Genomic DNA, 20,861 nt, shown 5'->3' on the forward strand with positions numbered 1-20,861 from the left:
AGCGGCCGGCACTACCGTGTCCGTCTGCCGGAAGGGCTGGCGCCCCTCCGGCAACACAGTTGCTACATGGACGTATTTACGGCGTCCCCCTCAACCGGACCCACCCCGCCAACCCACGGAAAGCCCGTCGTTGACGTTGACCTTGCTGTGGCTTGAAGCAGGTGCAGGGCTGCAAGCCCTGCCCAGAACACCCCCCTCGTGCACAATGGGCCGACCCCGCCTGGACGTTCCCCGATGTCGAGCAAGCCGTATTCAGAAGCCTGCGAACGCAACCGCGAACCCATCGCGGCCGCGCTCGACCCGTGGATGGGCGACCGGCATCGGGTGCTGGAGATCGGCAGTGGCACCGGCCAGCACGCGGCCTTCTTCGCCGAGCGCTGGCCGTGGCTGCGCTGGCAGCCCAGCGACCACCCGGATCATCTGCCCGGCATCGAGGCCTGGCGCGCCGAGGCCGCGCTGCTCAACCTGCTGCCGCCGGTGCCGCTGCAGGTGGAACTGCCGCCCGCAGCGGGCCTGACGCTGCCCGCAGGCAGCACGTTCGATGCAGCGTTCAGTGCCAATACCCTGCACATCATGGGCTGGCAGCACGTGCAGGCATTGTTCGCCGCGCTGCCGCCCCTGCTGCGCCACGGTGCGCTGCTGGCGGTCTACGGCCCGTTCAACTACGGCGGCCGCTACACCAGCGACAGCAACGCGCAGTTCGATGCCTGGCTGAAGGCGCGCGACCCGCGCAGCGGCATCCGCGACAGCGAAGCGGTGCAGGCGCTGGCCGAGGACCACGGCTTCACCCGCCTGCGCGACGTGGCGATGCCGGCCAACAACCGCCTGCTGCTGTGGCGCCTGGGCTGAACCGCGGGTAGTGCCGGCCGCTGGCCGGCAACCGATTGCCTGGAGGGATGCCGGCCAGCGGCCGGCACTACCGGTTCTGCGGCCTTCAAGCCACCTGCACGATGTGCAGGGCCTTCGGGTTGCGCCACTGCGCCAGCAGCGCCGCTTCCCGCGCCTTGGCCTGCGCGAAATGCGCTTCCTTGACGTGGCCGAAGCCGCGGATGTGCTCGGGCACGCTGGCAATTTCCACCGCCAGCGACAGCCGATCGTCCTCCAGCCCGTCCAGCAGCATCTGCACGGTCGCCTCGTAATCGGCAATCAGCTGGCGCTCCATGCGCCGTTCTTCGGTGCGGCCGAACACATCCAGGCGGCCGCCACGCATGAACTTCAGCTTCGCCAGCAGGCCGAAGGCCTTGAACATCCACGGGCCGTATTCCTTCTTCAGCAGGCGGCCCTGCTCATCCTTCTTGGCGAACAGCGGCGGTGCCAGGTGGAAGCGCAGCTGGTAGTCGCCCTCGAACTGCTGCTGCAGGCGGCGCTGGAAATCGCCGCTGGTGTACAGGCGGGCCACTTCGTACTCGTCCTTGTAGGCCATCAGCTTGAACAGGTAGCGGGCCACGGTCTCGGTCAGCGCCGTGGAACCGCCGATGCGCTCGGCCTCGGCGGCGCGCACGCGCTCGACCAGGCTGCGGTAGCGGTTGGCATAGGCAGCATCCTGGTACTCGACCAGGAACGCGCTGCGGCGCTCGATCATTTCATCCAGCGAACGCGACAGCCGCGCGTCGTCCAGCGGCAGGAAGGCTACATCGCCACCGTGCGAGGGCAGGCCGCGCAGTTCGCGTTCGTCGGCGGTGTTGCGCGGTGCGGCGGTGGCGCCCCATTCGTTGCCTTCCCATTCGCCCGGCGGCAGCGGGTGCAGCGGGCCCGGGGTGGATTCGGTATCGGTGTGGCGGTTGCGCACCAGGCCGGCCGCCTGCTGCACGGCCTGCGGGTCGACCACGGCCAGGCGGCCCCAGGCGAACGCCTGCTGGTTCATCGTCACGGCCGCGCCGTTCAGTTCAATGGCACGCATCAGCGAGTCGAACGACAGCGGCACCAGGCCCTGCTGCCACGCGTAGCCGAGGATGAACAGGTTGGCGGCGATGGCATCGCCCAGCAGCGCGGTGGCCAGCTGGGTGGCGTCGAGCTGCAGCGGTTCCTGGCCGCCCAGCGCCACGCGCACGCCGGCCACGATGTCGGCGGCGGGGAACTGCATGTCGGGGCGGGTGGTGAAGGTGCCCGGCATTGCTTCGTAGGTGTTGAGCACCACCTGCGAACGGCCGGCACGCACCTTCGACAGCGCCCAGTAATCGTTCACCACCACCATGTCGCAGCCCAGCACCAGGTCGGCCTCACCGGCGGCGATGCGCACGGCGTGGATGTCGTCCGGGCGGCGGGCGATGCGGATGTGCGTGGTCACCGCGCCACCCTTCTGTGCCAGGCCGGTCTGGTCGAGCACGGTCGCGCCCTTGCCTTCCAGATGGCCGGCCATGCCCAGCAGCGCGCCGATGGTCACCACGCCGGTACCGCCGACGCCGGTGATCAGGATGTTCCAGGGCTGTTCCAGCGTGCCGCGGATGGTCGGCGCCGGCAGGTTGTCCAGCAGGGTGGAGGCATCGCGCTTGCTGCCCTTGCGCGGCTGGCCACCGTGCACGGTGACGAAGCTCGGGCAGAAACCATTCACGCAGGAATAGTCCTTGTTGCAGTTGGACTGGTCGATCTCGCGCTTGCGCCCGAACTCGGTCTCCTTCGGCAGCACCGACACGCAGAAGCTCTTCTTGCCGCAGTCGCCGCAGCCTTCGCAGACCAGCGAATTGATCAGCACGCGCTTCTGCGGGTCTTCCAGCTTGCCGCGCTTGCGGCGGCGGCGCTTCTCGGTGGCGCAGGTCTGTTCGTAGATCAGGATCGAAACACCCTTCACTTCGCGCAGGCGCTTCTGCACGGCATCCAGTTCGCTGCGGTCGTGGAACTCGACGTCGCTGGGGAAATGCTCGCGCTGGCCGGTCCACTTGCCGATGTTGTCCGACAGCACCACGATGGTGTGGATGCCCTCGGCGCGCATCTGCCTGGCGATGTCGGGCACGCTCAGCGGGCCGTCCACCGGCTGGCCGCCGGTCATCGCCACCGCATCGTTGTAGAGGATCTTGTAGGTGATGTTGACGCCGGCGGCGACCGCCTGGCGGATCGCCAGCGAGCCGCTGTGGAAATAGGTGCCGTCGCCCAGGTTCTGGAACACGTGCGCGGTGTCGGTGAACGGCGCCTGCCCGGCCCAGGTCACGCCTTCACCGCCCATGTGGGTGAAGGTGTCGGTGCTGCGGTCCATCCAGGTCACCATGTAATGGCAACCGATGCCGGCCAGCGCCCGCGAACCTTCCGGCACCTGGGTGGAGGTGTTGTGCGGGCAGCCCGAGCAGTAGTGCGGCACGCGCGGGAAGCTGGCGCGCGGCAACGCAAGCTCGGCTTCCTTTTCCTGCATCCACTGCAGGCGCTGTTCGATCGATTCGTTGTTGAAGAACTTCTGGATGCGGCGGCCGATCACGCCGGCGATGGTGGCCGGGGTCAGTTCGCCGGTGGACGGCAGGATCCACTCGCCGCTTTCGTCGTACTTGCCGACGATGGACGGGCGCTGGCCCCAGCTCACCGGCCAGTTGAAGAACTGTTCCTTCATCTGGCGCTCGATGAAGGCGCGCTTCTCCTCCACCACGATGATGTCTTCCAGGCCCTGGGCGAAGCGGGCGATGCCCTCCGGCTCCAGCGGCCAGGTCATGCCGACCTTGTACACGCGGATGCCGATGTCGGCGCAGGCCGCTTCGTCCAGGCCCAGGTATTCCAGCGCCTGCAGCACGTCCAGGTAGCTCTTGCCGGTGGTGACGATGCCCAGCCGCGCGCGCGGCGCGTCCATCACCACCTTGTCGATGCCGTTGGCGCGGGCAAAGGCCTGCGCGGCCTTCACCGCATAGCGGTGCAGGCGCATTTCCTGGTCCAGCGGCGGGTCCGGCCAGCGGATGTTGAGGCCGCCGCCGGGCATGTCGAAGTCTTCGGGCAGCACGATGCGCCGGGCCAGCGGATCGACCTCGACCGAGGCCGACGATTCCACCGTCTCGGCGATGGTCTTGAAGCCAACCCAGCGGCCGGTGTAACGGCTCATCGCCCAGCCCAGCAGGCCCATGTCGAGGATGTCCTGCACGCCGGCCGGGTTCAGCACCGGCATCATCGCGCTGACGAATTCGTCCTCGCTGCCATGCGGCAGGGTCGAGCTGCGGCAGGCATGGTCATCGGCAGCCAGCGCCAGCACGCCGCCGTATCGCGAGGTGCCGGCGGCATTGGCATGCTTGAACACGTCGCCACAGCGGTCCACGCCGGGGCCTTTGCCATACCACATGCCGAACACGCCCTGCACGTTGGCGCCGGGGAACAGGTTGGTCTGCTGCGTGCCCCACACCATGGTGGCGCCCAGGTCCTCGTTCAGGCCCGGGGTGAACTTCACCTTGGCCGCTTCCAGGTGCTGGCGCGCGCGCCACAGCTCCAGGTCGAAGCCACCCAGCGGGCTGCCGCGGTAGCCACTGACGAAGCCGGCGCTGTCGATGCCCTCGTGCGCATCACGCAGGCGCTGCATCAGCGGCAACCGCACCAGCGCCTGCACGCCACTCAGGTAGATCCGCCCCTCGTTGCGGGTGTATTTGTGGTCGAGCGTGTAATCACGGTCGATCAGGTCGGCGGAAGAGGGCGAAGTGAGTTGCGCGGTACTGGTCATGGCTGGCCCGGTAGGATCGGCTGGCACCGGCCGCGTGCGGGCACGCGGCGGGAAAGGCGCGGATTGTAACAGTGGGGCCCGGAAGGCCCGGCACTCGCATCGGTGGCCGTGCTGGGGTTAGGATCGGGGTGAGAGGGGAGGTTGGTGTTTCAACCTGGGGGATTTTCGATGTCAGTTGCAGGAAAGTTCGTGGCCGGCGTGCTGCTGGTCTCGGGCGCGGCGTGCGCGTGGGCCGCACCGGCGTTGCCGGTACCGCAGGAGTTCTATTTCGACAATGATGCTGCCGCCGCGCCGATCATCGTGGTGGCCGGCAGCGGCGAAGACCTGGTCGCGCAGCTGCTGAAGCAGCGCGAGCGTGGGCGCAAGACGCTGGAGGCCTCGGTGCAGCTGGCCTCGGTGGCCATCGCGCAGGGCCGTGCGGAGCTGGGCGAGCAGCTCTACCGCGAGGCCCTGGCCGAAGCCCCCGTGCAGAGCAGCCTGGGCCGCAGCGTGCGCTGGAACTACGGCTGGGACCTGCTGCGCCAGGGCCAGGCACTGGCTGCGCTGGAACAGTGGCAATCGGTGGCCAACAACCTGCGCAGCAACGCGGCCTGGATTCCGCCGACCTACGCGCTGGCGTTGTGGCGGGCCGGCCAGCAGCAGGAAGCGGTGAAGTGGTATGCCGCCGCCGTGCGCACCGAGCCCAGCCAGTGGAGCGACAGCAGCCGCTATGCGCAGCTGCTGCCGGGCTGGCGCGATGATGAGCGGGCCAGCCTGGCTGAAGTGCAGCAGGCCTGGGCCGCGGCGCCGCCGGCCTGGCCGTGAGCCACGACCGCAGGCGCTTGCCGCCTGCGGTGCTGCATCGCACAATCGAAAAGGTCGCAGGCATCTGCCTGAGGGGGAGATGCCCATGGCCTTCGATGCCTTCGCCCTGATCCTGGCCATGCTCGGGCTGGGCATGCTGTTCGCCCGCCTGCGCGCCTTGCCGGACAACGCCGCCGAGACGCTGAACAAGGTGGTGCTGTACGTCTGCCTGCCCGCGGCGGTGCTGACCTACGTGCCGCGCCTGCAGCTGGATGCCAGCCTGCTGGGGTTGATGGCCACGCCGTGGCTGCTGATGCTGGCGACCTGGGCGCTGGTCAGCCTGGCGACCCGCGTGTTCGGCTTCGCCCGCGACGTGCACGCGGTGCTGCTGATCTGCGTGGCCCTGGCCAACTCCAGTTTCATCGGCTACCCGATGGTGCGTGCGCTGCTGGGCGATGCGGCGCTGCCCTATGCCGTGGTCTACGACCAGTTCGGCACCTTCCTGTTGTTGTCGACCTTTGGCCTGCTGGTGCTGGCGCGCTACAGCGGCGACCGCCCGCCGACCGCCCTGCAGGTGCTGGCCCGCATTGGCCGCTTCCCCCCGTTGTGGGCACTGCTGTTCGCCCTGGTGCTGATGCCGGCGCAGCCACCGTTGTGGATTGGTACCGCCCTGAAGCAGCTGGCCGATGCGATGCTGCCGCTGGTGATGCTGGCGGTGGGGCTGTCGATCCAGCTGCGCCTGCGCCGCGAGGAGCTGCGGCCGCTGGCGGTGGGCCTGCTGTTGAAGCTGCTGGTGCTGCCGGCGCTGGCATTGCCGCTGTCGTGGGCGCTGGGCATGCAGGGCCTGATGTTGAAGGCCAACGTCCTGGAATCGGCGATGCCGACGATGATCACCGCTGCCGCGCTGGCGATCTCGCACCGGCTGGCGCCACGGCTGGCGGCGGCGCTGGTGGGGTATGGGATCGTGCTGTCGCTGGTGACGCTGCCGGCGTGGATGTGGGTACTGGGGTGATGGTTCATCTGCAGGGCTTGCAGCCCTGCACCCGCTTCAAGCCACGGCAACGGCAACGTCAAAAGCTGGCTTTCCGTGGGATGGCGGGGTGGGTCCGGTTGAGGGGGACGCCGTAAATACGTCCATGTAGGCTTGGTCGCCGCATCCATGCGGCTCACACCCCCTCAACCGGACCCACCCCGCCTTCGACAGTTTCCCGCGGCTGTGGGTGGGTGCCGATCCAGGTTCTGCTCTGGTGGGTGCCGACCGTTGGTCGGCACATGAGCGAAGCGACCGGCTTCTGCTCTTGCTCTTCTTTTCTTCTCCGTGGCTGACCGCACACGGAAACTGTCAGGGGTCGGGCGGGTAGGTTGCGCGGGGGTGCGAGCGCCATGGATGGCGCTCACAAGCCTCCAGGGACGGATTCACGGCGTCCCCCGCGCGGCCTACCCGCCCGGCCCTCTCGCAGCGCCAGTCGACTAACAGTCGACCCCACCAACCAACAGCCACGAGGGGCTCCGCCGTTGGCCGGAAACAACCCCTCAGTCGTCCGCAGAAACCGTCCGCCCCGACGCCCACTCGCGCAATGCCGCCACCTGCTCGGCCATCAACACCGACAACGGCCGCGTCGCGCGGATCTCGGTCATCAGCAGCTCGGTATCCAACGGCCGCCCCTCGGCATGCGCCGAATACAGCCCCGCCACGATCGCCTGCTCGATCTCCGCGCCGGAAAACCCGTTCGCCGCCGCGGCCAGCGCCGGCAGGGCGAAATCATCCGCGTTGAGCTGGCGCCGGCCCAGGTGCAGCCGCAGCAGCTCCACCCGTACGTCCGGCGGCGGCAGGTCGACGAAGAAGATCTCGTCGAAACGCCCCTTGCGCAGCAGCTCGGCCGGCAGTTCGTGCACCTGGTTGGCGGTGGCCACGATGAACACCGGCGCCTTGCGCTCGGCCATCCAGGTCAGCAGGTGGCCCAGCACGCGGCGCGACACGCCGCCATCGTCGCCACCGCTGGCCAAGCCCTTCTCGATCTCGTCCATCCACAGCACGCACGGGGCCAGCTGCTCGGCCGAGGCCAGCGCCTGGCGCAGGTTGGCTTCGGTCTCGCCGTGGTACTTGTTGTACAGCGCGCCCACGTCCAGGCGCAGCAGCGGCACACCGAAGCCGGCCGCGGTGGCCTTGGCCAGCATCGACTTGCCGCAGCCCTGCACGCCCAGCAGCAGCATGCCGCGCGGCGGGTCCAGCCCGGCCGGGGCCGAGCCGGCGATGAAGGCCACCCGGCGCTGGTTGATCCATCGCTTGAGCCGGTTGGCGCCGGCCACGTCGCCAAAGCGCGCACTGTCATGTTCGAAGAACAGGTGGCCACTGCGGTTGAGCAGCTCGAACTTCAGCCGCGCCAGCTGCGGCAGGTCGTCGTCGCGCAGCGCGCCATCGGCATAGATCAGCTGGCGGGCGATGCGGCGGGCATCGACCAGGCTCAGGCCCTGCAGGTTCTTCAGGATCTTCTTGACCGCTTCGCTGTCCACTTCCACGCGCCGGCCGCCATGCTCGCGGGCATAGGCGTCGGCCTCCTCGCGCAGCATCTTCAGCAGGGCGTTGGCATCGGGCAGGCGCGGGTTGAACCGCACCGCCAGCGCTTCCAGTTCGGCCGGCAGCTCGACCTTGGCGCCGATCAGCACCAGCACGTGCGGCTGGCTGTGGCGGCGCTGGATCAGGTCGCGCAGCGCACGCTGGTGGCTGGCGTAGCCGAGGTAGGGGTGGAAATCGAGCAGCAGGTAGATGCCGCGCTGTTCGGCCTGGCGGATCATCTGCAGGGCGGCGCTGGCATCGGGCGGGCCGATCGCATCGTCCTCGCGTTCCAGGTCGATGCGGCGCAGGCCCTCGGTGATCGACCAGCGGTGCAGGGCACGCCAGACGTGCATGAGCGTCTGACGGAACAGTTCGACGATGCGGGCCTCGTCCTGGGTCTCGATCACGATCAGGGGGGTATTGGCGCGGATCAACGCGCTCAGGTCCTGCAGTTCGCTCATGCCGGTTCGATCCTTCGGGGGCGCCACGATAGCAAAGCCGTGGCAGATTGATTCAGGCCGTCTCTACCTTCCGTCACCATCGGCGGTGTACGCTCGGGGCACGTACCCGGAAGCGAGGCTGGCATGAAGACGATCCTGGTGGCCGGTTCCAAGGGCGGGGTGGGCAAGACCACCGTCGCCACCCACCTGGCCGCTTACGCGGCATTGCAGGGCAAGGCCACGGTGATCGCCGATGCCGACCCGCAGGGCTCCAGCACCCGCTGGGCGCAGCGCCGGGCCGGGCTGGACAGCGCCGTCCTGCCCATCGACGTATATCGAAAGAAGCAGTGGGCGCAGAAGCTGCCCGACGGCACCGATACCGTCATCATCGATGCACCCGCCGGCGCGCTGGCCGACGATATCCCCCATTTCCTCGATGCCGCCGACGCCGTGGTGGTACCGGTGCTGCCCTCGGCGCTGGACATCGAAGCCATCGTCGGCTTCCTCAACAGCCTGGCGCAGAACCCGCGCGTGCACAGCCGCAAGCTGCCGGTGGGCCTGGTCCTCAACCGCACCAAGCCGTGGACCCAGACCTCGCAGCAGGCGCTGCAGATGCTGGGCGAGTGGCCCTACCCGGTGGTGGCCCAGCTGCGCGACAGCCAGAGCTACGTGGTGATGACCGGCCTCGGCCGCAGCCTGTTCGATTACCGCTCGGCCCAGGTGCGCGAGCACCAGGCCGACTGGGAGCCGCTGCTGGCCTGGTTGAAGCTGTGACGCGTACGTCACCCGTTTTACTGCACCCTCACTTTCATGGAACCTCGCGATGCGTGAACTGATCCTGCTGCGCCATGCCCATGCCGAACCGGCCACCCCCGGCCAGGCCGACCTCGATCGGCCGTTGTCGCCGGTGGGTCTTGCCGAAGCCGAGGCGGCCGGCAAGTGGATGAAGGAAAACAACCTGCTGCCGGACTGCGTGCTGTGCTCGCCGTCGCGGCGCACCCGCGAGACCCTGGAAGCGGTGCTGGCGACCATCGGCTACGTGGAAAAGCGCCTCGAAGACCGCATCTACGAAGCCACCCCCGGCACCCTGGCCGCGCTCGTGGATGAGCGCCGTGACCTCGACCGGGTGCTGATCGTCGGCCACAACCCCGGCCTGGAACGGCTGGTGGCGCTGATGACCGAAGGCACCAGCAGCGATTACCGGGGCATGCCGCCGGCTGCCGTGGCCGTGCTCGGGTTCCCGCGCGAGGCGGCGATCGAGCCGGGCGTGGCCAGCCTGAACGCCTTCTGGTGGCCGTGAGTCGATGATCCTGGCACGGCCCGGCCGCTGCCTGCTGCCGGTGCTGCTGGCCTGCAGCCCGGCCTGGGCTGCCCCGCCACCGCCCACGCCGCTGCCGCCGGTGGAAGCACTGGCGTCGGCCGCGTCGGCGCGCGTGCTGCACCTGGACCTGCAGCGTTCACGGATCGGCTTCGAGGTGCGCACCCGCTTCGGCCAGCGCATCGAAGGGCTGTTCCCGCATTTCGACGGGCGCGTCGAAGTGCTGTCCGATGGCCGCCACCAGGTGCACCTGAAGATGTTCACCCGTTCGGTGGAGATCCCGGGCAAGGAGCGCTACACCGGCTGGATGCGCGGGCCGGAGTTCTTCGATGCCGGGCGTTACCCGTCGGTGGAGTTCGACTCGCTGCCCTACTGGCCGGACACCATCGGTGACGGCGGCGACATCCAGGGCCGGCTCACCCTGCGCGGGGTCAGCCACCCGGAGACCCTGCGGGTGGAGAAAGCGGAATGTTCCCGACCCGGCTATGATTGCGACGTCGTCAGCCGCGGTACCGTGCAACGAGGCCGGTACGGCATGGACAGCTGGCAGCTTGCCTTGAGTGACCGAGTGACCTTCGTACTACGAGCCCGCCTGAGCGAGGCGCCGAAACCGTGAACCTCCTGCTGCGTGTACTGGCGCTGGCAACCGTGTTGCTGGGCAGCGGCTGCGCGTCGCTGTCGCACGCCGAGCGCGACCGTGCCCAGGCGATCGCGGTGCAGGCCCGTTCGGCCCAGGTCGACTGCCAGCGCGCCGACCGCTGCGCGCAGGATTCGCCGCTGCGGGCCTTGGCCGGCCGCGCATTCAGCGAATCGACCGAAGCGCAGCCGCTGCATTACGCCACCCTGCTCGATGAAGGCGAGGGCGCCCTGGTCGCCCGCCTGAACCTGCTGCGCAGTGCCACCCGCAGCATCGACCTGCAGACCTACATCTTCGACAAGGACGACAGCGCCCGGCTGGTCATCGACGAACTGCTGGCCGCCTCGCGCCGCGGGGTGAAGGTGCGGGTGCTGATCGACCAGCTCTCGGCGATTTCCGACCTGGAGATCCTGGGGGCGCTGTCCGGCGCCCACCAGAACTTCGAACTGCGGGTCTACAACCCCACCTTCGGCAAGGCCCGGCTGAACTACTTCGACTATGCCGGCAGCGTGCTGTGCTGCTTCCGCCGCTTCAACCAGCGCATGCACAACAAGCTGCTGGTCATCGACGACGCGATCGGCGTGGTCGGCGGCCGCAATTACCAGGACGATTACTACGACTGGGACCGCGAGTACAACTTCCGCGACCGCGACGTGCTGATCGCCGGCCCGGAAGCGCGTGCGATGGCCGCCAACTTCGATGCGTTCTGGCGTGCGCCGCGCAGCGTGCCCGCCGAGCGCCTCAACGATGTCGGCCGTACGCTGCTCAAGCAGGGCGTGCCGGCCATGCCGCCGGCGCAGTTCCGCCGCCCCGAGCGGGTGGAGCGGGTCAGCGAGGAGGCCAACGACAGCGATTTCGTCACCCGCTCGTTCGTCGATACCGCGCTGCCGGTGCACTCGGTGCGCTATGTGGCCGACCTGCCACGCAAGCACCGCCGCGAGCGCGCGGATGCACCGCTGGCCGGGCAGCACGTCACCGAACCGCAGCTGGATGCACTCATTTCCGGCGCGCAGAAGGAAGTGATCCTGCAGACGCCCTACCTGGTGCTGTCCAAGCCGGCGCAGAAGCTGTTCCGCGAGCTGCGCAAGCGGCCGGAGCCGCCGCGCGTGGTGGTGTCCAGCAACAGCCTGGCGGCCACCGACAACCCGATCGTGTATGCGCTGTCGTACAAGTACAAGCGGCGCAACATGCGCGAACTGGGCTTCAACATCTTCGAATACAAGCCGTTCCCGCTGGATGCGCCGGTCGACTACCGCAACCTGCTGCCCGACCCGCTGGGCAGTGGTGGCAGCGCCACGGCCGGCCAGGGCGTGCGCAACCCGTTGATCGGCGGCAGTGCGGCCGGCAGCAATGCCGGGGGCGGCGATGACGCGGCACCGGCCCCGCTGGCCGCCGCAGGCGATGACGTGGACGCGCAGGACACGCGCCCGGCAGTGGAGCACCCGCGGCTGGGCAGCGCCTACGAAAACAGCCGCGCGCGCCGCCGTGCCGCTGGCAGCGAAGTGGAAACGCGCCTGCTGCGTACCGAGACGCGGCCGTCGTTCCTGGGCAGCAAGGCCGTCAACAAGCCGCTGCCGGTCACCCGCAAGGGCGCGCGCATGGGCCTGCACGCCAAGTCGCTGGTGGTCGATCGCCGCATCGGCGTGGTCGGCACGCACAACTTCGATCCGCGCAGCGAGAACTACAACACCGAAGGCGCGGTGATCATCGATGACCCGGTGTTCGCCGAACAGCTGGCGCAGAGCATCCTGCGCGATACCCACCCGCAGAACTCCTGGACGGTGGCGCCGCGCGCCAAGCCGCCGGTGCTGTCCGGGCTGAACTACAGCGTGGGCAAGGCCTCAGAGGCGCTGCCCATCCTTGATTTCTGGCCGTGGCGCTACGCCACCGATTACGAGTTCCAGCCCGGCGTGGACTGCCCGCAGCCGCTGCCGCGGCAGAGCCCGGATTTCCACCGCTGCTACGTCCCCGTCGGTGATTTCCCCGAAGTGAACGTCGGCCCGAAGTGGCTGCTGGTGCGCATGCTGACGGCATTCGGCGCCGGCCTCGTCCCCATTCTCTGAAGGTACCCGCATGACCCAGGTGTTCCGCGAAGCCGTCTCCATCGACCAGCTCAACACGCTCAGCCGTGGCACGGCCATCGATACCCTGGGCATCACCTTCACCGCCGCCGGCGATGACTGGCTGCAGGCCACCATGCCGGTCGACGAGCGCACCCGCCAGCCGTACGGCATCCTGCACGGCGGCGCCTCGGTGGTGCTGGCCGAGACCCTGGGCAGCAGCGCCGGCAATCTCTGCGTGGATACCGGCAAGCAGGTCTGCGTGGGCCTTGAGATCAACGCCAACCACGTGCGCGCCGTGCGCAGCGGCACCGTCACCGGCACCGCGCGTGCAGTGCACGTGGGCCGCAGCACCCAGCTGTGGGAAATCCGCATTGAAGACGAACAGGGCCGGCTGGTGTGCATCTCGCGGCTGACCCTGGCGGTGGTGGCCGCAGGCCACGGCTGAGGCCGATGCCTGGCCCGGCTGCCCCTGCTGCGCTGCCGCTGCGGATCATCGCCAGCGGCGCCTACCTGCCACGCCAGCGCGTGCCATCGGAGCAGTTCGACCGGCGCTGGAACAAGCCGGCCGGCTGGGTCGAGCGGCACAGTGGCGTGGCCAGCCGCGGCCATGCGGCAGCCGATGAGCGCGCCTCGTGGATGGGCGCACAGGCGGCACGGCAGGCCCTGCAGCAGGCCGCGCTGGCTGCCACCGATATCGACTGCATCGTCTCCGCCTGCGGGGTGATGGAGCAGGCCATTCCCTGCCAGGCCGTGCTGGTGCAGCGCGCCCTCGGCCTGGGCGACAGCGGCATCCCGTCCTTCGACGTCAACGCCACCTGCCTGGGCTTCGTGGTGGCGCTGGAAATGGCCGGCAGCCTGCTGGCGCTGGGCCGCTACCGCCGCGTGCTGATCGTCTGCAGCGATGTTCCCAGTGCCGGCCTCGACCCGGACGATCTGCTGACCGCACCGCTGTTCGGCGATGGCGCGGTGGCGATGCTGGTTGAACGCGCCGCCGACGGCCACGCCTCGGCGCTGCTGGCGACCCGCCTGCGCACCTATGGCGACGGCGCCGGACTGTGCCAGGTGCCGACCTGTGGCACCGGCATGCGCCTGTTCGATGATATCGATGCCTACCGCGCGGCCCATCATTTCCAGATGCAGGGCAAGGCGCTGTACCGCGAAGCCGCGCGGCGCCTGCCCGGCTTCCTGCAGGATCTGCTGGACAGCGCCGGCACCGCGCTGGACGCGTGCGACGTGATCGTGCCGCACCAGGCCAGCGGCCAGGCCCTGGACCACCTGCAGCGCGTGCTGGGCCTGCCGCCGCAGCGGCTGGTGCGCATCCTGCGCGAGCACGGCAACCAGCTGGCAGCGTCGTTGCCGATGGCCCTGCACCAGGCGCTCATCGACGGTCGCCTGCCGCGCGGCGGCCAGGCCCTGCTGATCGGCACCGGCGCCGGCCTGGCGCTGGGCGGCGCGGTACTGCGCTACTGATGCGCACGGTCCTGGTCACCGGCGCCAGTGGCTTCATCGGCCAGCATGTCGCGCTCGCGCTGGCGGCGCAGGGTTGGCAGGTGCGTGGCAGCGGGCGCGATGCGCGCCGGCTGCAGGCGCTGGCCGCGCACGGTATCCAGACCGCCAGCGCCGACCTCGCCCACGATGCGCTGGGGCCGCTGCTGCAGGGCTGCGATGCGGTCGTGCACTGCGCCGCGATGTCGCAGCCCTGGGGCACGGCGGCCGCCTTCCAGCGGGCGAACGTGCTGGCCACCACCCGCCTGCTGCAGGCCGCACAGGCGGCCGGCGTCGCCCGCCTGGTCCACCTGGGGTCGCCCAGCATCTATTTCCGCTTCGCCGACCAGTACGGTCTGGATGAGCGCTTCCAGCCGCCACGGCGCTGGATCACCGAGTACGCCCGCAGCAAATGGGAATCGGAAGTGGCCGTGGCCGCTGCCGCACGCCAGGGGCTGCACACCGTGGTGCTGCGCCCGCGCGCGGTGTTCGGGCCGGGCGACCGCGCGATCCTGCCGCGCCTGCTGGCGGTGGCCGCCAGCGGTCGTTTCCCGCTGATCCACGGCGGCCGCGCGCTGATCGACGTCACCCCCATCGACGATGCCGTGCAGGCGGTGGTCCTGGCGCTGCAGGCCGATGCGCGCTGCAGCGGGCACGCCTACAACATCAGTGCCGGCACGCCGCTGCACGTGCATGCGCTGGTCAACGGCCTGTTCGAGGCAATGGACCTGCAGGTGCGCCTGCGCACGGTGCCGCGCACGCTGGCACTGGCAGCGGCGGGGATGGCCGAGACCGCGGCCCGCCTGCGGCCCGGGCGCCCCGAGCCGCGCCTGACCCGCTATGGCGTGGGCGTGCTGGGCTACTCGCAGACCTTGGACATCAGCGCGGCGCGGCGTGACCTGGGCTACGACCCGCGCACCGGCGTGCAGGCGGCCCTGCAGGCCTTCGCCACGCACTGGAAGCAGCACGCCTGCAACCAGCACGGGGGCACCGATGGCACGGCTTGAGTGGGAACTGATCGAGGCCGGCCACTGCGTGCACCCGCAGCGCGCCGTCCGCCAGGGCGCCAGCTGGCACCGCTGCGAATTCCCAGCGCTGGTGGCCCTGCTGCACCACCCGCAGCGCGGGCCGATCCTGTTCGATACGGGCTACTCGGATGCGTTCCTGCAGGCCACCGCGCGCTTCCCGGAGCGCCTCTACCGCTGGGTCACGCCGGTGCACCTGGGCCCAGGCCAGAGCGTACGCGCTCAGCTGCAGCAGCGCGGCATCGCCGCGGCTGACATCGGCCTGGTGGTGCTCTCGCACCTGCATGGTGACCACGTCGGTGGCGTGCTTGATTTCCCCGGGGTGCCGCTGCTGTGTTCGCGCGCGGCGTGGCAGGACCAGGCCGCGCGCGGGCGCCTGCGCGCGCTCAGCGTGGGCCTGCTGCCGGCGCTGACCCGCGATGCGGCGCCACGCATGGCCTGGTTGGAAAGCCTGCCGGAGGTCGGCCTGCCGCGCCCCTTCGATGCCTTTGGCCGCGGACGCGACGTGCTGGGTGACCGCAGCCTGCTGGCGGTACCGCTGCCCGGCCACGCGGTGGGCCAGCATGGCCTGCTGTTCGAAGGTGCCGATGGCCGACCCGTGTTCCTGGTGGCCGACGCGGCCTGGTCCAGCGCTGCCATCACCGATGGCGTGCCACCACCGCGCCTGGTCACCGCCCTGCTGGGCCACACCGCCACCTACCGGCAGACCCTGCAGCGGCTGCAGCACACCCAGCGCCAGGTCAGCGACCTGCAGCTGGTGCCGGCCCATTGCGGCCTGTGGCGGCCCCCCGCCAACCGGTAGAGCCGAGCTTGCTCGACTGTTGTCAGGCCCGGCCAGTCGAGCAAGCTCGACGCTACAAGCCCGCCAACAGCCCCGCCAACAGGACACCGTGTTCCCGCCCATGGCCGCGGTCAATAGGACTTATGGCCAGAATCGGCTGGCAGCCGCTGCAGCCCTCCGGTATCGTGCGCGGATGACTTCCCCCACTCCGGCCCCCCGTGGCGGCGTGGCGCGTGTGTGCCGTTACCTGTACCGCGTACCGCTGCTGTTGGTCCACATCCTCGTGTTCCTGCCGTTGATCCTGATCGGCATGCTTCCGCCGTGGGGCGAACTGCGCGTGGGCGACGCCACCTTCGGTGCCAAGGTCGTCAACTGGTGGCAGGGCGGCCTGATGTGGATCTTCGGCTTCCGCCTGGCGCAGATCGGCACGCCGCTGCCGGGCGCGGTGCTGTTCGTCGCCAACCACGTCAGCTGGGTGGATATCTCCATCCTGCACAGCCAGCGCATGATGGGCTTCGTCGCCAAGCGCGAGATCGCCAGCTGGCCGGTGGTGGGCTGGCTGGCCGCGCGCGGGCAGACCATCTTCCACCAGCGTGGCAACACCGAGTCGCTCGGTGGGGTGATGCAGGTGATGGCCGACCGCCTGCGCGATGGCAAGGCGGTGGGCGTGTTCCCGGAAGGGCGTACCCGTGGCGGCCACGAAGTGGGCCCGTTCCATGCGCGCATCTTCCAGGCCGCGGTTGAAACCGGCGTGCCGGTGCAGCCGGTGGCCCTGGTCTACGGCACCGGTGGCGATGCCCAGACCATCGTGGCCTTCGGGCCGGGCGAGAGTTTCTTCGCCAATTTCCTGCGCCTGCTCGGTGAGCCGGCGCGACGTGCGGAAGTGCACTTCCTGGCACCGATCGGTGCCCAGGACCTGGAAGGCCGTCGACGCATCGCGGAAACCTCGCGCGCGCGCATCGTGGCGGCGATGAGCGGGGAGTGAGCGTGCGGTGGCACTGATCCCGCCACCCCTGCTGGACGCCGGCACGCCGACGCTGCATGCGGCTGACTACCAGCCGCCGCGCTGGCTGCGCAATCCGCACCTGCAGTCCATGCTCAGCTCCAGCCGCATGCGCCTCCAGCGCGGCCTGCTGCTGCTGGCCGCCACCGGTGCGGTCAGTGAAGAACTGATCCTCGATGGCGGCGACGGCGTGCGCCTGCAGGGATGGCACAGCCACATCGAAGGCCGCGAGCCGAAGGGCATGGCCCTGCTGCTGCATGGCTGGGAAGGCAGCGCCGAATCCAGCTACATGCGCATGGCGGCCGCGCGCATGATCGACCAGGGCTTCGACGTGGTGCGGCTGAACTTCCGCGACCACGGCAACACCCACCACCTCAACCCCGGCATCTTCCACTCCAACCGCATCGATGAAGTGGTGCAGGCGGCCGGTGACATCGCCCGGCGCTGGCCGGACCTGCCGCTGGTGGCGGCGGGCTATTCGCTGGGCGGCAACTTCGTGCTGCGCCTGGCCCTGCGCGCGCCGGCGGCCGGCGTGCCGCTGCAGCGGGTGGCCTCGGTATGCCCGGTGCTGGACCCGGCGCTGACCATGGACAGCATCGAGAGCGGCCCGGCGATGTACGACTGGTACTTCCGCCGCAAGTGGGCCGGCTCGCTGCGCCGCAAGCGCGACCTGTTCCCCGAACTGAGCGACTGCGACGACCGCGTGCTGAAGCTGGACATCCGCGCGCTGACCGCGTGGCTGGTGGAACGGCATACCGATTTCGGCTCGCTGCAGGCGTACTTTGATGGCTACTCGATCGCGGGCGATCGCCTGTCCACCCTGCAGGTGCCGGCCGACATCCTGATGGCCCAGGATGATCCGGTCATTCCCTATTCCACCTTCAGCAACTGGCAGCTGCCGCAGCAGGCGCGGCTGGAAACCGCCTGCTGGGGCGGCCACTGCGGGTTCCTGGAAAACTGGCGCGGCGACGGCTTCTCCGAACGCTGGGTGGCCCAGCGCCTGCAGCGGGTGCTGGCGGGCTGAACCGGCGCCGGCACGCAGCCCGCTACAATGCGGGTTTGCCATTGAAGCGGACTGCCATGCAAGACCAGATCCTCCAGGCCCTGCGCCAGAACGATGCCGCACAGGCCGTGCAGCTGGCACAGGCGTGGGTGCACGACGAACCCGGCCAGGCCCAGGCCCACCGCTGGCTGGCGCTTGCGCTGCAGCAGCAGGACCAGCCCGAAGCCGCAATGGAAGCCCTGCAGCAGGCACTGCAGCTGGCCCCGGACGATGCACAGCTGCACCTGCAGCAGGCCGGCCTGCTGCTCGCCCAGCATCGCTTCGAAGGCGCCGACGAAGCACTGCTGCGCACCACCGAACTCAACCCGAACGCCTTCGAGGCCTACCTGATGCAGGCGCATCTGGCGATCGGCCGCAACGACATCGATACCGCCGCGCGGCAGGCCACGATGGCCGCCAGGCTGGAGCCGGAACATCCGGAAGTGATGGCGCTGCAGGGCATGGTGGCCCTGTACCGCGACGACGCCGACCGTGCCGTGCAGCTGCTGTCCGAAGCCGCCCGGCAGATGCCCAACGACCCGCGCGTGCTGTATGCACTGGGCTCGGCCTACCAGGCCAAGGACATGCTGGCCTTCGCCGAGCAGGCCTTCCGACGCGTGATCGAGATCAACCCGAAGATGACCAGCCTGCATGGCCACGTGGTGCAGCTGGCGCTGCGCCAGGGCAATGTCGAGGCCGCCCACCAGCAGCTGCAGCAGGCGCTGCAGGTGCCGGGCCTGGATACGCCGGCGCTGCAGCGGCTGGGCGCGGAGATCGCGCTGCAGGCCGACCAGCCGATGCAGGCACTGGAACAGCTGCGGCCGATGCTGAAGGCCAACCCGGACGACCGCCGCACGGTGGAGCTGCTGCTGGCCTGCTGGCAGCGCCTGGGCCGCGAAGAAGAAGCCCGCACCGAACTGGACGCCGTACTGGCCGAGCACACCCAGCTGCCGCACCTGTGGCTGGCGCGGCTGGCACCGGAGGGCTTCGGCAGCCCGGGCGCGGTGGCCGTGGCTGATCGCTGGATCGAGGCCATGCCCGAGTTCGTGCCTGCCCTGGAAGCGCGCCTGCGCCTGCATGAAGCGGCCGGCGAAGGCGATGCCGTGGAGGCGATCGCCCGCCGCATCATCGCCGTGGAGCCGGGCCGCATCAGTGGTGAAACCCGCCTGGTCGCCGCGCTGCTGGCGCGTGATCCGGCGGCAGCCGTCGCCCACGTGCAGGGCCTGATCGACACTGCGCCTGAAGGCCGCCGCATCGAGCTGCGCACCTGGCTGGGCGAAATCCTGGACCAGGCCGGCCAGCCGCGTGACGCGCTGCGCACCTGGCTGGAACTGCAGGCCGAACAGAGCGCGCAGCGCCTGCCGCTGCCGCCGCAGGCCAAGGCACCGCCGAGCTGGCCCGACCTCGGCGAGGTCGATGCAGAAAGTGCTGCATCCGCGCCGATCTTCCTGTGGGGCGCACCGGGCTCGGGCGTGGAACGCGTGGCGGTCACCCTCACCGGGGCCAGCCCGGTGATGCGCAGCGACCGCTTCGGCCATACCCCGCCGGACGATGCCTTCCAGAACTACTTCACCCTGCAGAAGCTGGCCTCGGGCGACCTCAGCCCGGACGGCCTGGTGAGCGGCTGGCGTGACTCGCTGCGCAAGCGCGGCCTGCAGAACGACACCGTGATCGACTGGCTGCTGTGGTGGGACAACGCCCTGCTGTGGTCGCTGCGCCCGCACCTGCCGCAGGGCCGCCTGCTGGTGGTGCTGCGCGACCCGCGCGACATGCTGCTGGACTGGATCGCCTACGGCGCGCCGGCCCCGTTCGCGGTCAACAACGTGGCCGAAGTGGCGGAATGGCTGGCCCGTTCGATGGCCCAGGTGGCCACCCTGCACGAACAGGACCTGTACCCGCACCTGCTGATGCGCATGGACGACGTGGGCGATGACCCGCGCGTGGTTGCCGGCATGCTGCAGGAGCTGTTCAACACCTCCATTCCGCCGGCCGAGCGCATCGGCCCGCCGCGTTTCCCGGCCGGCCACTGGCGCCACTACCGCGACGTCATGAGTGCCGCGTTCGATCTGCTGACCCCGGTCGCGGTGCGACTGGGCTATCCCGAAGCGTAAGGAGCCATTGCATGCAGTTGAACAGCAACAGCATCACCCCCGGAGCCCCGATCGACCGCGAGTTCGCAGCCGGTGATGCCGACGGCTTCGCGCCGGACCGCAACCCGCACCTGGCGTGGAGTGGTGTGCCCGATGGCACGCGCTCGTTCCTGCTGGTATGCGTCGACCCGGACGTGCCGACCGTGCCGGATACGGTCGGCCGCACCGACATGACCGTGCCGCGCGACCAGCCGCGCTGCGATTTCGTGCACTGGGTGATGGCCGATATCCCGGCCTCGGTGCAGGAGATCGCCGCGGGCAGCTGCAGCGATGGCTTCGTTGCCAAGGGCAAGCCGGCACCGGCCGGCCCGGCGGGCAGCCGCCAGGGCGTGAACGATTTCACCGGCTGGTTTGCCGGCAACCCGGACATGGCCGGCGATTACCTGGGCTACGACGGCCCGTACCCGCCGTTCAACGACGAACGCGTGCATCGCTACTTCTTCCGCGTGTTCGCGCTGGACGTGGCGACGCTCGACCTGCCGCAGCGCTTCACCGCAGCCGATGCCTACCGCGCCATGCACGGCCACGTGCTGGCCGAAGCCACGCTGCACGGTACCTACACGCTGAACCCCGCGCTGTAACCCAGGTAGCGCCGGCCGCTGGCCGGCGTTGCCTTTCCGGACGCTACGCAACCGCGCCGGGTGGTAGAGCCGGCCACCCGTCGGCATCCATCCACGCATGGCGTGGATCTACCGCTCTGGTAGGTGCCGACCGTTGGTCGGCACGATCCCTCCGTGGCGGGTAGGGCCGGCCGCTGGCCGGCTGCGCTTTCTGTAGAGCCGAGCCATGCTCGGCTGCGTTCCACATTTCCAAAGCCAGCCGACCAGCAGTCGGCTCTACCGCACGGTGTCCGGCCACCCGTCGGCATCCATCCACGCATGGCGTGGATCTACCGCTCTGGTAGGTGCCGACCGTTGGTCGGCACGATCCCTCCGTGGTGGGTAGAGCCGGCCGCT

At 69.6% G+C, this 20,861-nt stretch carries 17 protein-coding genes; 15 read left to right on the forward strand and 2 right to left on the reverse strand.

Features of this window, described 5'->3' with window-relative positions:
- Positions 1-234: 234 nt before the first annotated feature.
- Entirely contained in the window at positions 235-849 is a 615-nt protein-coding gene (locus tag QMZ26_RS20175) for a DUF938 domain-containing protein (RefSeq protein ID WP_283222490.1), read from the forward strand.
- A gap of 85 nt (positions 850-934) precedes the next feature.
- On the opposite strand, the gene QMZ26_RS20180 is transcribed toward QMZ26_RS20175, so the two are convergent.
- Positions 935-4,621 carry an indolepyruvate ferredoxin oxidoreductase family protein gene (locus QMZ26_RS20180; RefSeq protein WP_283222491.1) on the reverse strand — a complete coding sequence of 1,229 codons (3,687 nt, stop codon included), beginning with the start codon at positions 4,619-4,621 and terminating at the stop codon, positions 935-937.
- A 168-nt stretch (positions 4,622-4,789) separates the two neighbouring features.
- Here QMZ26_RS20180 and QMZ26_RS20185 point away from each other — a divergent pair, with 168 nt between their 5' ends.
- Both QMZ26_RS20185 and QMZ26_RS20190 read left to right on the forward strand, forming a co-directional pair.
- Entirely contained in the window at positions 4,790-5,425 is a 636-nt protein-coding gene (locus QMZ26_RS20185) for a tetratricopeptide repeat protein (RefSeq protein WP_283222492.1), read from the forward strand.
- Positions 5,426-5,510: 85 nt separating this feature from the next.
- A complete protein-coding gene (locus tag QMZ26_RS20190) occupies positions 5,511-6,416 on the forward strand; it encodes an AEC family transporter (protein ID WP_283222493.1) in 906 nt (301 codons plus the stop codon).
- A gap of 521 nt (positions 6,417-6,937) precedes the next feature.
- On the opposite strand, the gene QMZ26_RS20195 is transcribed toward QMZ26_RS20190, so the two are convergent.
- Entirely contained in the window at positions 6,938-8,422 is a 1,485-nt protein-coding gene (locus QMZ26_RS20195; protein WP_079224640.1) for an AAA family ATPase, read from the reverse strand.
- Between the two features lie 123 nt (positions 8,423-8,545).
- On the opposite strand from QMZ26_RS20195, the gene QMZ26_RS20200 reads away from it, so the two are divergent.
- The 12 genes from QMZ26_RS20200 (at position 8,546) to QMZ26_RS20255 (ending at position 20,486) form a co-directional block, all read left to right on the forward strand.
- Positions 8,546-9,175 carry a ParA family protein gene (locus tag QMZ26_RS20200; RefSeq protein ID WP_108745648.1) on the forward strand — a complete coding sequence of 210 codons (630 nt, stop codon included), beginning with the start codon at positions 8,546-8,548 and terminating at the stop codon, positions 9,173-9,175.
- 49 nt (positions 9,176-9,224) lie between these two features.
- Positions 9,225-9,701: a histidine phosphatase family protein gene (locus tag QMZ26_RS20205; RefSeq protein WP_079224644.1), complete on the forward strand. Its 477-nt coding sequence runs from the start codon at positions 9,225-9,227 to the stop codon at positions 9,699-9,701.
- A 4-nt stretch (positions 9,702-9,705) separates the two neighbouring features.
- Positions 9,706-10,335 carry a YceI family protein gene (locus tag QMZ26_RS20210; RefSeq protein ID WP_200733913.1) on the forward strand — a complete coding sequence of 210 codons (630 nt, stop codon included), beginning with the start codon at positions 9,706-9,708 and terminating at the stop codon, positions 10,333-10,335.
- Positions 10,332-12,419 carry a phospholipase D family protein gene (locus tag QMZ26_RS20215; protein ID WP_283222494.1) on the forward strand — a complete coding sequence of 696 codons (2,088 nt, stop codon included), beginning with the start codon at positions 10,332-10,334 and terminating at the stop codon, positions 12,417-12,419. Before QMZ26_RS20210 ends, QMZ26_RS20215 begins: the two co-directional genes overlap by 4 nt.
- Before the next feature lie 10 nt (positions 12,420-12,429).
- A complete protein-coding gene (locus QMZ26_RS20220) occupies positions 12,430-12,864 on the forward strand; it encodes a hotdog fold thioesterase (RefSeq protein WP_079224649.1) in 435 nt (144 codons plus the stop codon).
- Positions 12,865-12,869: 5 nt separating this feature from the next.
- Positions 12,870-13,889: a 3-oxoacyl-[acyl-carrier-protein] synthase III C-terminal domain-containing protein gene (locus tag QMZ26_RS20225; protein WP_283222495.1), complete on the forward strand. Its 1,020-nt coding sequence runs from the start codon at positions 12,870-12,872 to the stop codon at positions 13,887-13,889.
- A complete protein-coding gene (locus QMZ26_RS20230) occupies positions 13,889-14,911 on the forward strand; it encodes an NAD(P)-dependent oxidoreductase (protein ID WP_283222496.1) in 1,023 nt (340 codons plus the stop codon). The genes QMZ26_RS20225 and QMZ26_RS20230 overlap by 1 nt, the downstream gene beginning before the upstream one ends.
- Positions 14,898-15,731 (forward strand): MBL fold metallo-hydrolase, encoded by an 834-nt coding sequence (locus tag QMZ26_RS20235; protein ID WP_283222497.1) that lies wholly within the window; start codon positions 14,898-14,900, stop codon positions 15,729-15,731. The genes QMZ26_RS20230 and QMZ26_RS20235 overlap by 14 nt, the downstream gene beginning before the upstream one ends.
- A 172-nt stretch (positions 15,732-15,903) precedes the next feature.
- A complete protein-coding gene (locus tag QMZ26_RS20240) occupies positions 15,904-16,695 on the forward strand; it encodes a lysophospholipid acyltransferase family protein (RefSeq protein WP_079224657.1) in 792 nt (263 codons plus the stop codon).
- Positions 16,696-16,702: 7 nt separating this feature from the next.
- Positions 16,703-17,737, forward strand: a complete 1,035-nt coding sequence (locus QMZ26_RS20245) for an alpha/beta fold hydrolase (protein ID WP_079224659.1) — start codon at positions 16,703-16,705, stop codon at positions 17,735-17,737.
- Positions 17,738-17,793: 56 nt separating this feature from the next.
- On the forward strand, positions 17,794-19,866 hold the full coding sequence (locus tag QMZ26_RS20250; RefSeq protein ID WP_283222498.1) for a tetratricopeptide repeat protein: 2,073 nt from the start codon (positions 17,794-17,796) through the stop codon (positions 19,864-19,866).
- A gap of 11 nt (positions 19,867-19,877) precedes the next feature.
- The gene (locus QMZ26_RS20255) at positions 19,878-20,486 is read left to right on the forward strand and encodes a YbhB/YbcL family Raf kinase inhibitor-like protein (RefSeq protein WP_283222499.1); all 609 of its coding nucleotides are present in this window, start codon (positions 19,878-19,880) and stop codon (positions 20,484-20,486) included.
- Positions 20,487-20,861: the final 375 nt, after the last annotated feature.

Origin of the sequence: Stenotrophomonas sp. PFBMAA-4, assembly GCF_030053215.1 — a bacterium.
Lineage (GTDB): Bacteria > Pseudomonadota > Gammaproteobacteria > Xanthomonadales > Xanthomonadaceae > Stenotrophomonas.